Genomic DNA, 13,608 nt, shown 5'->3' on the forward strand with positions numbered 1-13,608 from the left:
AGATCGTTGTCCCTTGATCATCTGTAACTGGCTGATGAAGTACCGGTCGAATCGGAGAAGTTCGGGTCGGCCGAAAGCCTCGGGCCTCCGGCCGACCCGAACCGGCACGTCACCTGTGCTCCACGCCGTTCCCTCCGCCGCTCTTCGACCCGGTCGCCCCGATCGTCCACGAGACCGTCGTCTCCAGGCCACCGCGGGTCATGTAGGGCTTCGCCAGACCGAGGGTCGCGAACCTTCCGTTCACCGAGTCCGGAGTCCCGGTGCCGATGTCCTTCGCCTTCAGGTTGAAGTCATACCGATCCAGCACGTGGACAGTGAGCTTCATCGTCACCTTGTTCCCCTCCACTGCGACATCGGCACTGCCCCACAGGTGGAAGTCACCAAGGGCCTTCTGCCAGTTCTCCGTCGCCGGATAGAGATGCTTCCCGGCTGCAGTGACAGCGTCTCCCGTCATGCTGAAGGCCTTGCGCCCCGTCTTCAGCGCGATCTTCTCCGCCCAGCGCTGCGCCGATTCGACCTCGTCGTCCACCAGCTGACGTATGTTCTCGTCGTCTTCGTACGCTTTCCCGAAGTTCACCATGTAGTCACTCCCGGACCCGTCCATGTAGTGCATGTAGGCGTCGCCGCTGTCCTCAAAGGTAGAGGCGTTCTTCTGGAAGCCATCGCAGCCCTTCCATCCCGTCTTGCCGCACACCTGTGCCGCAATGCCCTTCATGCGCCATTGGGCGTAGTTCGCCTTGTCACTGTTCGTCGCTTTGACCGAGGGGTCGTACGGGAAGTCGTCCCCGAAGTCGACGTTGGGTTCCGCCGGGGAGCCGATGCGGTACTTGTCGTCGTTCGGATCGGGCGTTGAGACAGGGGCATACATGGCCTGGCAGTCTCGACTGTCGGGCCTCGTCAGGCAGCGGACATCAGGGTCGTACAGCCCCGTGCCGTCGGACCGGTTCAGCGGATCGTTGTGTGAGTACACATACGCGTTCCACTGCTGTGGATCGGCCACCGCCAGAACCGGGTCGGGGCTGAGGAAGCGGCCGGTGCTCGGCTGGTACTGGCGGGCGCCGAGGTTGGTGAAGCCGGTGGCGTCGTCCTTCAGGCCGCCGACGTAGCCCTTGTCGCCGGCCCAGGAGTTGGTCGCGCCGGAGCCGCGCAGGACACCGAACGGGTCGGTCCAGCGGCGGGTCTCGTCGGTGGTGGCCGAGTCGATGGAGAGCGTGCCGGTGTTGTGGTGGTCGGTGAACTGGTAGGTGAGCTTGGTCGGGCCCTGGCGGACCAGGGTGACGCCGCCGGGGAGGGTGTAATAGCGGGTGCCGGTACTGGTCTTGCTGCCGGTGTCGTAGACGAGTTCGTCGCCGCCGCCGAGGTTGACCGTGACCTTGCCCGGGTTGCGGCGGACCAGCTGGTTGCCGTCCGCGTCGTAGACGTAGCTGGTGGTGGAGCTGCCCTGCTTGATCGAGGCGAGCTTGCCCTCGGCGTCCCAGGTCAGCTCCGCGCCGTTGGCCGCGTCGACGGGGTTCCAGGTCTTGGAGTCCCACTTGGGCACCCAGCCCGGCGCGTACACCATGAACTTGCCGTCGTCCTGGACGACCGCGAAGTACTTGCTGTTCGGCCCGATCCACGACTGCGAGGACCAGAGCGGGACGCGCTGCGGGTCGTAGACCACGAAGTTGCCGTCGTCCTGCATGGTCGCCCACGCGCCCGGGTGGTTCGCGGTGTTGGTCGACCAGGTCACCAGGCCGGTGCGCAGCGAGGTCAGTACGAGGTTGCCGTCGGTCTGCATGGTCAGCTGGACGGAGTTGGAGCGCACCGACTCGCCGGGGTTGAGCACGAAGCCCGCGCCCAGGGTCTTGTTGGCGCCCGGGTTGGTGGTCTTCGTGGTGTTCCCGGCCGCGTCGTACTGGTTGGTGCCGGGGGTGCTGCCGTTGTTGGGGAAGGTGGACTTCACCGTGGTGGGCGCGTGCGGACCGCCGGTGCCGCCGCCCGTGCCGGCCGCGGTGGTCGGCGTGTTGCGGGTGCCCGGCGCCGGGAAGGCCTGGTCGATCGTCAGGTCCTTCGAGGTGTCGCCGGTCGGGTTGTGCGTGACCAGCTTGGTGCGGTTGCCGACCGCGTCGTAGGTGTAGTCCTGCCAGTACGCCGCGCTGCCGCCGACCGTGGTCTTCGCCGGGGCGACCGCGCCGCTGGTCGGCGTCGCGTTGGCGCAGGCTCCCTGACCGGCCAGGGACGGCGTCGGCTGGTTCAGCTTCCCCGTGTCCGACCAGGCCGAGGTGATCCGGCCCAGGTAGTCGTGGGTGAAGCACTGCAGGTCGGTCGCGGCCGGGGTGTTGTTCGGGATCGTCCGGATCGCGGTGACCTGACCCGCCGGGTCGTACGCATAGGTGGTGTTCTGGACCGTGCCGGTGGTGGCGGTCTGCTTGTCGACGTACTGGGTCAGCAGACGCCCGGTCGGCTCGTCGTACGTGTTCGTCGCGACGATCTGCGTACCCCACGGGTTCATCGTGGTACGGATGTTGCGCCCGTAGGCGTCCCAGTCCGCCTGCCGCAGATACGTGTAACCGGCCCCACTGACGTCGTTCAGCTCACCGTAGGACTCGTAGGTGTAGTTGACCGACTCCTGCGCCAGATCACCCGCCGCAGCACGCCCGTCCGCCATGATGGAGCCACTGATCGGGTCGTACGCCGCCGTGTAGTCGAAGGTCGCCTGACCGGTCTTGCCGATCTCACTGCCCGGAATGGACACCGTGCTCTTCGTCGGCCGGTAGGCGGCATCGAACTGACTCACGGACTTGCTGTAGGCCGCGCCCCCGGCGCCACCGACGTAGCGCGTAGAAGAACTCGCCTGCCCCTTGGCCACGGTGTCGTAAGTGAACCCGGTCAACTGGTTCGCCGGGTCCGTCGTGCCCTTGAAGGTGCCGGTCTTGCGGCCCAGCAGGTCGTACGTGAAAGCGACGGTCTGACCACGTCCGTCCGTGGTGGTGGCCAACCGGCCCGCGCCGTCGTAGGTACGGGTCGAGACGCCGGTCTCCGGGTCGTCGGCCCTGACTTGGCGGCCGCGCTGGTCGTAGGTGTAGCTCCAGGTGTTCCCTGCGGTATCGGCGCGCGAGGCCGTCTGGCCGCCCGGGGTGTAGGTGTAGGTGGAGACATCGGCATCGGCCGGGTTGCCCGTCGCGGTCGGCGTCCGGTACTGCCACAACTGGGTGGTACGGCCTCGGGCGTCGGTGACGGTGCTGGTGGCGGTCGCGCCGGTCGGCGGCGACACGTCGGTGCGGTCCGCCCCCGGGTACGCCGTGGTGGTCGTGGTCTGCGGCGTGCCCAGGGCCACGAACTGGGTGCTCACCGCACGCCCCAGGCCGTCGAACTGGATCACGCTCACGCTCGGCACCATCGCGCCGTCGGGGATCCACCGGGTGGTGTTCGGAGTGGTGGTGTCCTCGTAGTAGCTGTTGTACTTCCGGTTGACCCTCCCCTGCGAGTCGTAGAACGTGTCCGCGACCAGACGGCCGTGGTACGAGGAGACCGCCGGATCGCCCTGAGTCTGCACGACTCGGCCCAAACCGTCCAGGATCTGGACGGAGGCTCCATAGCTTTTGCCGCCCGCCCGAAGTGTCCGACTGGTGATCACAGACGGGGACTTGGTGCCGTTCACCGCGTAGTCGAAGGTGAAGTTGGCACCCGCCGTCGTGTCACGGCCTGGAGTCCAGACCGCCTTCAGCCGACCCACACCGTCATAGGACTGGATGACTGTATGGGCGTTGACGTCCGTCGTCTCGAGCGCGAGACCACGGGACGGGTTGTAGGTAACGGTACTCTCGCGCCGGGCTCCGGCGTCTGGTGCACCCTCCGGGGCCGGGGTTCCGGTGACCACGCGGTTGGGCAGCTCACCGGGGCCGGCAGAACTGTAGGCAGTAGTGGTGACGGCACCACCCGGGTTGACGCCGTCTCGGACGGTCGGGTCGCTCACAGAGACAACCCGGCCATAGACGTCGTAAGCGGTAGTCGCCGTGGTGACGTACTGGGCCGCACCATTGGCGTCGTAGTGGTCCAGCACCTGGACACCTGTGACCTCGCCCTTGATGCCCGCGTAGCCGAAGCCCTGGCCGTCGTAGAACGTGCGGACGCCGGACACCGTGTTGGCGGACGACGCCTCCGCAGTACAGGCATTGACCCCGGAGACCACGTACACCTCGGACACCAGTCCGGTGATCGCCAGGTTCTCGGATTCGGCGTACCGGGTGCGAGTACACACGTCCGGAGTGGCGTCAGCGCTACTCAGCGAAGTGGTGACCCGGTTGTCCTTCGCCGGGTCCCTGTTCGTCACCGCGGACGAGGTCCGCGATCCCGTCGTGGTCACGGAAGTGGTGGCAGAAGTGATCGTGGTCGCCTGATACCCGGCGACCAGATCCGGGAGACCCGGCCGCTTGTGGGTGGCGGTCGGCTTCAGACCGGCGCTTCGCTCGTAGGTGTTGACGGTGTAGGAGAGCGGCGATGCGCGGTCCGCCGCGGCGTCGGCGTAGGTGTCCGTCTCCAGGACCTGGCCGGACAGCCACTCCTCGTCGGTCCTGCTGCCGCTCTTCACCCCGGCGACGGACGCCGCCTTGGCGCTCCCGTTCGCCTTGATGTCGCCGTTCATGCCCTGGTAGTAGCTGGTCGTGGACTTCGCCTGCGGCCCGTCCTTGCCGGAGCCGGTCACCGCGGCGACACTGGCGTAGCCGCGGAACTGGTCCCAGGTACGGTAGTCCGACTCGACCAGCGCGCTGTCGTTGCGGCGCCAGGCCGCCGGACCGTAGGTGTACGAGGTCGTCATCGCCACCGCGCCGGTGACCAGCTTGGCGTTCGGGTCGACGGTGACCGTCTCCACCGGGTAGCGCAGGAACCAGTCGTCGACCGTGGCCTGCACACCGGTGTCGAACCACTTCACCGGGTAGCAGCTCCTGTCGTTGTTGTCCGCCGAGGCCGGCATGGCCCCCGTCGTGCGCGAGCAGGAGTCCTTGACGTACGACACCAGGATCGAGCCGCCGGTCTCGGTGGTGATGACCGCCATGCGCGGGCGGTTGTAGCGAGGCCGCGCCGGCACCAGGCCGTCGACCCGGTTCCTCAGCATCTCGTCGGTGAAGGTCACCTCCGGCAGCTCCTGCTCAGCCTGGCCGTTGGCCGTGTCCTTGCCCGTGCGCTTCACCGACCGCAGCCAGGCGATCGGCTCGTTGTCCGTCGCGTTCTGCGGCGTCTTGAACTCGTGGACGAAGTCGTACTGGTCCACCGGACGGTAGCCCGCGCCGGAGCGGATCGAGGTGGTGACGGAGTTCAGCCACAGCGTCGACCAGTAGGTCGGGCCGTAGTTGGTGCACGCGCTGTTCTCCAGGCACTGCTTGTCCAACGGGACATCCGGCCAGTTCGCCGCGTTCGCCGCCGTGCGCTGCGCCGGATCGCAGACCGCGCCGGACTTGCAGCGCTCACCGACGGTGAAGTCGATCTTCGCGGCGGGCTGGAACGCGCCGTTCGCCCCGAGCTGGTCGGACAGCAGCTGGCCGTAGCCGATCGAGGCGAGCACACCACCGCGGGTGTACACGGTCAGCTCACCCTTGCCGCCGTTCTGAGCGCCACCGCGCGCGTACCGGTTGGTCTCGGGCGTGTAGGAGTAGGTCGTCAGGTTGCCGTGCGAGTCGACCACGTAGTCCAGGTTCCAGCGCCACGCCATCTGGCACCAGGAACCCTTGCCCTTGGCCGCGTCATAGCACGGGTCACCCGCGTTCGGCGAGTACACCGGCACCGTCCACGCCGACTTGCTCTCCGGACCGACCTTGGCCGGAGTACCGTTCGCCGCCGGAAGCCGGTTGAGCCCGAAGTAGAAGACGGTGCCCGAGGTCGTGTCGGTCACCTTCAGGTACGAGCCGTTCCAGGTGCCGTTGTCGGCACCGGTCAGGAACTCGACCTTCGTGCCGTCGTCCCGCCGCAGACGCCAGGTGCACTTCGACTGCTCGTCGGCGCCGACGCCGCCCTTGACACAGGACTCGTCGTCCGGGACCAGCTCACCGGAGTGGCCCCCCAGCGACAACGTCAGGTTCGCGCCACCCCAGCACTGGTCACCCGAACCGGGAATGCCCGCCTTGTCACAGCCCCGGTACCCGCGCTCGACATACCCCGCGCCGAAGTCCCAGCCGTCGCCGATCCACGACGCCTGCGCGTTCGTCGACGCCGTCTTGCCGTCCACCGACGCCGAGTCGTAGCCCAGCGACACCGACGGCGCCGTACCGCCCAGGGCCGGCGGGACCACGACCGGATAGGAGTACGTGAACGAGCCGGAGGAACTCCCCGCCGCCCACGCCTGGCTGGGCGCCAGCGGGGTGGCACTGTACGTCCCGGTACCGCTCTGGGGAGCACCGGCCAGCGCCAGCAGCAGCTGCGGCGCGGCCGCCACGGTTCCGGCCAAGGCCGCCTCGGACCGCCGGCCCGGCCCGGCCGCGCTCGCCGCCGGCAGCTCGACGTCCGCGACCAGCCGCTTCGCCGCCTCGTCGTAGTACGAGCCGACCGGCGTACCGGTCCGGCAGCCGTCGGCGTCCGGCGTGGTCAGCGCACACTCCGGCAGAACGGTGAGCCGGGCGCGGTGCGCGAAGTCGCCACCGTAGCCGATCGAGCCCAGGTCGATCCCGACCCGGACCTTCCCGGCCTCCACCGCGCCGTCGGCACGCGAGAGCGCGACCAGCGCACCCGGGACGCCCGCCGCCGCAGTGGCCTTCGGATCCGCGACCTGCACCTGCACCGACGCGGCCGGTGCGGCGCCACCGGCGACCGGCGCCAGCCACACCGGCAGGTCGCCGGCCTGCCGGGAGGCGCCCGCGGCGGGCTGCCGCCCCTCCGGCGCCGCGTCGCTCTTCGAGGCCGCCGCCGGCGCGGCGTCGAGCACCACCACGGCCTTGCCGTGCTTCGGCTGCGGCACCGCCTTCGGCGGCACCCAGTTCGGCGAACCGGTCGGCAGAGGCGCCGCCTGGGGCTTGTCCGCCTTTCCAGGGACCGAAGTGGTCCGCTGGAGCGGCGTGTTCGGCGGCGTCCAGACCTTGTCCTTGCCGTCACCCGAGGGCGCCGCGAAGGCCGGCACCAACGGGGTCACCAGGGAACCCATGACGGCCAGTGAGCTCAGCACCGCCAACCGCGACTTCAGCCGCCTCGGAGGCGGCCCCTCCCGTCCCGCCCCTCGGCGGAAGCGGACAGGTGTCGTCAACATCCCTACCCCCCTGTTTTTCTCACGTCATGTCATGTTCGACCGCACAAGCAGAACGAACGACATCCGGGCGGAGAGTAAAGCGGGGGCAAGCCGCGGGTCTAGGTCAGACCAGGCCCGACGCGACAGTGACGATCATCACAGTTGCTCCGAATCGGGAACCGTCGGGCCAAAGCGGACAGGGTTGCAAAAATCAGAAGTTGACGACCCGTTGACCACGAGCGGTAGTTTTTGACCATCTCTGCACACTTCCTTTGCAGAAATTGGATTCCGCCTGGTCACACCCGATCAGGACATCTCTCATGGGGGACCTCACCATGCCTGCCGCTCCTCCTGGAGCCCGCGCCGGCGCGCGCCGCTCCGGACGCCCGCCGCGACCGGTCGTCGCCGCGGCGATCGGCCTCGCCCTGGCCCTGACCTCGATCGCGCCCGTCGCGGCCGCCGACACCCCGCCCGTGCCGCCCACTCCGGCGGACGCCCAGCCCGCCCCGGTGCCACCGGACCTCACGGCGCGGATGGCCGACGGCGACGCCAAGCGGGCCGGCGACGTACCGCCGACCAACCCGACCGAGAAGGCCATCGCCGAGGCGAAGAAGACCGGCAAGCGCGTCCAGATCCCCGAGTTGACGGACGAGGTCAGCGAGACCTTCGCGACGCCGACCGGTCACCTCTCCCGTACCGAGCACGTCGCCCCGCAGCGGGTGAAGCAGAACGGCGCCTGGGCGACACTCGACGGCACCCTCGTCCCGGACGGCCAGGGCGGCTACCGCCCGAGGACCGCGTCGTCCGGGGTACGGCTGTCCGGCGGCGGCGAGGGCCCGTTGGGCACCCTGACCAGTACCGACGGCGAGAGCCTCACCATCGACTCGCCGTTCCCGCTCACCAAGCCGACGCTCGACCCGGGCGGCGAGGCCCTGCTCTACCCCGAGGTCGCCCCCGGGGTCGACCTCAAGGTGACCACGTCCAAGTTCGGTGGACTCTCCACCGTCCTGGTCGTCAAGACCGCCGAAGCGGCGAAGAACCCCGCGCTGAAGAAGGTCCGCTTCGGCACCCGGGGCAAGGGCGTGTCCGTCCGGGCCGACGAGGCCGGCAACCTCACCGCCACCACCGCCGACGGCACGTCCCGCTGGCACGCGCCCACCCCGCAGATGTGGGACAGCTCGACCGGCGCCGCCCCGGCGACGGTCGCCAAGTCGGCCCCCGCCCTCAGTGGTTCCGCCGCCGAAGCCCCCCAGGCGAAGCCCGAGCAGCGCAGCACCGCCGACAGCCCCGGGGCCGGCGCCAAGGTCGTCGACATGCCGGTCTCCGTCAGCGGCGACGCCGTCGAGCTGACCACCGACGACTCCGTCCTCGGCCAGGGCCAGGGCCCGTGGTTCATCGACCCGGGCTGGATCCCCGACCGCAACGGATCCAGCACCTGGACCTGGACCCAGTCCGGTTACCCGGGCACGGCCAACATCGGGCGGACCGTCGCCAACACCGGTGACCAGTACGCCAAGCCCGGCGTCGGCTACCAGGGCTACCGGACCACCAAGGGCGTCGAGCGCTCGTACTACCAGTTCGACACCCACTGGTACCGGGGCTTCGTCATCAACAAGGCGATCATGTCGATGTGGGAGACGGACTCCGCCGCCTTCTCCTGCACCGACAAGTACACCCTGGACCTCTACGCCACCGGCCCGATCGGCAACCAGACCACCTGGAACAACCCGCCGGGCGTCGTCGGCGGCCGGCTCGGCGAGGCCGGGGTCCCCGGCGCGGGCCAGCAGGGCTGCTCCGGCAAGTACCAGTTCAACTACGACGTGACCTGGGCCTACCGGACCTACGCCACCGGCAGCGACACCATGACCTTCGGGGTGTTCGCCCGCAACGAGTCCGACGCGATGGCGTTCAAGCGGCTCGACTACAGCGCCGTCGTCGAGATCGAGTACGACCGCGTCCCCGACACCCCGACCAACCCGTACGTCTGGCCGGCCCCGACCACCTCGGTGCCGTGGGCCGAGAACCAGGGCTGCAACGGCTCCTTCGGCTGGCTGAACTCCTCCTCCGGGTTCAACGGCGCCGTGTCCCTCAACGCGACGGTCCACAGCCCGGTCCAGAGTTCGCTCGCCGCGTGGACCCACATCTGGGACTACGCCGACCTCAGCGCGGACGTCGACAGCGGCCTGACCCCGACGGTGGCCAACGGCGGCGTCGCGAGCTTCCAGGTGAAGCCCGGCGTCATCAAGGACGGCCACTACTACGGCTGGGGCACCATGGCCGACGACGGCTACGCCCCGAAGTCGGCCTCGACCCCGGTCTGCCACTTCGGCGTCGACCTGACCCCGCCGACCCTCTCCGTCCCGAACTCCGACACCGTGCTCACCGACGGGCAGCTGGCGACCACCTTCCCGCCGTCCGGCAACGGCCAGGTCAGCCGAAAGCGCCTGGGCGAGCAGGGCCTGGTGCCGTTCACCGCGGCCGACCCGACGCCGGGCGGCACCTCCTCCGGCGTGGTCTGCGCCCGCTGGTCCTGGGACCCGCAGTTCGCCGGTGCCGGCTGGGCCTGCGGCAACGACTACCCCGCGAACGGCATTCCCGTCACCTCCGGCCGCTGGGGCACCAACGTCCTGTACATCCAGGTCCTGGACAACGCCCGTAACCTCTCGCCGGTCGCCCAGTACTCCTTCTACGTGCCGTGGAACCCGGACGGCCCGCCGCCGGTCTTCGGCGACGTCAGCGGCGACGGCTCGGCCGACATCCTGCTGCCCGACCAGGCCGGCTACCTCCGGGCGTACAACACCCCGGGCAACCCCAAGGTCCAGGCCCCCGCGGTGGCCGCCGTCGCCACCCCCGCCGACGCGCCGAAGGGCACGTCCTGGAACGACGTCCAGTACGCCCACCGCGGCACGCTGACCGGCGGCAACAACATCGACGACGTCATCGTCCACGCGCCCGGCAGCCCCGAGTTGCTGGTCTACCCGAACCCGGGGAACACCGGCGCCTACGGTCGCATCGACAAGTCCGTGCCGATCACCAAGCCGAAGTGCGTGAAGACCTCCACCGAGGACTGCTCCTGGCTGACGGCGGCCGGCTACAACGCCGCCGACTGGTCCGGCACGCTGCGCATCGCCGCCCTCGGCGACCCGGTCTCCACCGACCTCGACCCCAAGCTGGGCTTCAAGAACAAGACCGGCCTGCTCACCGTCGAGAGCACCGACAACGGCGCCGACGCGGCCCTGTGGTACTACCCGGCCACCAACGCCAACACCCTGGGCAAGCCCGTCCGGCTGGCCGCGTCCGGGTGGAAGAACAAGGAACTGGTCGCCCCCGGCGACTGGGCCAAGCAGGGCCGCCCGGGCCTGTGGGCCCGCAACCTCGCGGACGCCGCCGACGGCGCCAAGCACGACCTGCTCGCCTACACCTTCACCACCGGCACCGTCGCCGCGACCGACAACCAGGGCGCGCCCGTCCTCGACGGCACCGGCCAGCCGCTGCTGGTCCCGACGCTGACCCAGCTGATACCGGTCGGTACCCGGATCGGCTGGGTCTCCACCGACACCTACCCGACCCTCGGCTCCGACGGCGACCTCACCGGCAGCGGCAACGCGAGCCTGTGGGGCAGGAAGGCCGACGGCACGGTCGAGATCTGGTGGGGCCGGCCGACCACCCCCGGCAACCCGTCGGCCGGCTACACCTGGGAGGTCGGACCGGTCACCGTCGCCAACACCCAGGTCACCCCGCAGTGGTGGGCCCTCGACGGCACCGGTGACAGCAGCGGCACCAACACCCTGTACAAGAACGGCGGCCCCGCGACGACCGCCTACCCGACCGGCGCCGCCCTGACCACCGACCACAACCGCGTCGCGGGCAAGGCCACCGCCTTCGACGGCGCGACGGTCTACCGCACCACCGCGCCGGTCACCTCCACCGACACCGCCCCCGGCCTGGACACCACCAAGAGCTACAGCGTCTCCGCCTGGGTCAAGGTCGACAACACCGACGGCTACCAGACCGCGGTCTCGCTGCCCGGCAACGAGGCCAGCCCGTTCTACCTCCAGTACTCGCGGAACTTCAACAACTGGGCCTTCATCCTGCCGAGCAACGACAGCGTGAACCCCACGGACTGGTACCCGGTGTACGACCGCAGCGGGCGCACCGGGGTGACGGTCGGCCAGTGGACGCACCTCACCGGCACCTACGACTCCACCGGCGGCATCGCCACCCTGTACGTCAACGGCCAGGCGGTCGGCAACGCCAAGGTCGGCACCACCTGGAAGCCCCCGGCCGGGCCGCTGAGCATCGGGGGCGTCGCCCCCCGGAACATCGCCCCCGTGGACCTCGTGAAGGGCGCGGTCAGCGACGTGCGGATCTACCCGTACGCACTGACCGACCCCCAGGTGAACACCGTGGCCACCGCCCAGTCCATCGTCCGGATCCGCAGCGCGGTCGACCCGCGCAAGTGCCTGGACAACTGGGGCGGCAACGACGGCGCCCAGCTCCGGCTCTACGACTGCTGGAACGGGGACAGCCAGCACTTCCTGACCACCCGGCAGAACGAGCTCAAGGTCGTGCCCACCGGGCTCTGCCTGGGCACCCGGGACGCCGTCGTGGTCGACGGCACCCCGGTCGTGGCGCAGGCGTGCGGCAACAAGGCCGCCCAGACCTGGATCCGCCGCTACGACGGCTCGCTCTACAACCCGGCGTCGAACAGGTGCCTGAACCTGCACGGGTGGATCACCACGAACGGCTCCGGGCTGAACGTCTGGCAGTGCGCCGACCAGGCCAACCACCACTGGCTCTTCGACAACCAGACCCTCGCGGGCGTGTAGCCCCCGTCCGTCCGGTCGTCGTCGGACCAGCACCGCGGCCCCTCGCCGAACGCCCCGCGCGTTCGGTGGGGGGCCGCCGTGCTGGGTGCGCGGGGCGGCTGAGGGGGTCAGACGCGTTGGCCCTCGGTGGGAGCGGCCGTGGGGGCGGTGGTGCTGCCGGCCTTGACGCCGAGGGTGCGTTCGGCCTTGGCGACGGCGGTGCGGTACTGCATGGAGGCGGTCTGCTCGGTGGAGCCCTGACGTTCGAAGTAGCCGAAGGCCATGGCCACCGTGCCGAAGCGCTCGATGCCGACGTAGCCGTTGAGTTGGACGCCGGCGAGGGTGCCGTCGAGGTGGACGGCGGGGGCGTCCTTGCGGTCGCCGAGGGTGACCGGGGTGACGGTGAAGGTCACCTGGTCGTCGTCGCCGTTGTTGAAGGTGATGCTGTGGCAGGTCTTGAGCGCGTCGGTGACGGTGTTGAAGTCGGCGGTGAGCCGGTCGGGCGCCTCGGCCGCGAGGACCTGGGTGACCATCGGGTTGCCGTCCGGGCCGTCGAGTTCGACCGCGGCGTGCGGGACTTGGCCGCCGGTCTGGGTGGAGCGCATGTTGATCAGGGCGCTGAGCGCGGCGCAGCCCGTGACCGGGCTCGGGTTCCCGCCGGGGCTCGGGCTCTGCGTCACCGGGGTCTCGGTGTAGCCGGGGCCGAGGTCGGCCGCCGTCAACAGGGCCGACTTCAGCTGGTCGGCGGTGGGCAGGGGCGGGGCGGACGCCGCCGACGCCGACAGGGCGGCCGGCCCGAGGGCGACCACCAGGGCGGCGGTCGCGGCGGCAAGGGCGTGGATGGGCCTGGGACGGGACATGCGGGCCCCCGGTCGAGAGTTCGGGCAGGGACAGCCACCAGTGTCCCACCGGGTTCCCGGCAGGGCGCGCGGGCCAGGGGTCTCCGCAGGTCAGGGCTGGTCTTCGGGAGCTGCGAGCGGCGGGTTTCCGGGGCTCCCGGGGGCTTCCGCGGACCGCGAGGACTCCTTGGTCTTCGGCTTCCCCGACTCCCCTGACTCCCCCGGCGCCTCCAGCGCTTCGAGCGTCTCGCTGAGCCACTGCACCCAGAAGGCCTCCAGCCCGATGCCGGCCCGCAGGACGGCGTGCTGGAGCCGGTTCTCGCCATCCGCCCGCTCGGCCGGGAAGTCGCGCCGCTCGATCTCCCGGTAGTCGGCCAATTGCTCCCGGTGCAGGGCGAGATGGCGTTCCAGCTCGGCTGCCAGCCCGTCGGTGCCGACCACCGCGGCTGCCCGCAGCCGCAGCAGCAGGGGCTCCCGGACGGCGCGCGGCGCGGCGCCCTCGGCGGTCCAGCGGGCCAGTTCGGCGCGGCCCTCCGACAGGACCTCGTACTCCTTCTTCTGCCCGCGCACCGGCGTCTCGGGCCGGAGGGCCCGGATGTGTCCGGAGGCCTCCAGCCGGCCCAGTTCGCGGTAGATCTGCTGGTGGGTGGCGGGCCAGAAGAAGCCGATCGACCGGTCGAACCGCCTGGTCAGCTCCAGCCCCGAGGACGGTTTCTCCAGCAGGGCGGTGAGGATGGCGTGCGGCAGCGACATGCCGCCGATCGTACGG

4 protein-coding genes are annotated in these 13,608 nt (G+C 70.1%); 1 reads left to right on the forward strand and 3 read right to left on the reverse strand.

The features are described 5' to 3' along the window. Positions 1 to 109: 109 nt before the first annotated feature. Entirely contained in the window at positions 110 to 7,111 is a 7,002-nt protein-coding gene (locus tag ACWD4P_RS14415) for an RHS repeat-associated core domain-containing protein (RefSeq protein WP_449779810.1), read from the reverse strand. A gap of 401 nt (positions 7,112 to 7,512) precedes the next feature. Here ACWD4P_RS14415 and ACWD4P_RS14420 point away from each other — a divergent pair, with 401 nt between their 5' ends. Beyond that, positions 7,513 to 12,021: a LamG-like jellyroll fold domain-containing protein gene (locus tag ACWD4P_RS14420; RefSeq protein WP_449779811.1), complete on the forward strand. Its 4,509-nt coding sequence runs from the start codon at positions 7,513 to 7,515 to the stop codon at positions 12,019 to 12,021. Positions 12,022 to 12,128: 107 nt separating this feature from the next. On the opposite strand, the gene ACWD4P_RS14425 is transcribed toward ACWD4P_RS14420, so the two are convergent. Continuing rightward, entirely contained in the window at positions 12,129 to 12,860 is a 732-nt protein-coding gene (locus ACWD4P_RS14425; protein ID WP_449779812.1) for a hypothetical protein, read from the reverse strand. A gap of 90 nt (positions 12,861 to 12,950) precedes the next feature. Further along, positions 12,951 to 13,592: a PadR family transcriptional regulator gene (locus ACWD4P_RS14430; RefSeq protein WP_449779813.1), complete on the reverse strand. Its 642-nt coding sequence runs from the start codon at positions 13,590 to 13,592 to the stop codon at positions 12,951 to 12,953. Between the last annotated feature and the right edge of the window lie 16 nt (positions 13,593 to 13,608).

It is taken from the genome of Kitasatospora sp. NPDC002543 (assembly GCF_053594915.1).

Excerpts from the sequence above, each read along its gene's own strand:
- ACWD4P_RS14415 (WP_449779810.1), bottom strand. The coding sequence starts at position 7,111 with ATGGGTTCCCTGGTGACCCCGTTGGTGCCGGCCTTCGCGGCGCCCTCG.
- ACWD4P_RS14420 (WP_449779811.1), top strand. The coding sequence starts at position 7,513 with ATGGGGGACCTCACCATGCCTGCCGCTCCTCCTGGAGCCCGCGCCGGC.
- ACWD4P_RS14425 (WP_449779812.1), bottom strand. The coding sequence starts at position 12,860 with ATGTCCCGTCCCAGGCCCATCCACGCCCTTGCCGCCGCGACCGCCGCC.
- ACWD4P_RS14430 (WP_449779813.1), bottom strand. The coding sequence starts at position 13,592 with ATGTCGCTGCCGCACGCCATCCTCACCGCCCTGCTGGAGAAACCGTCC.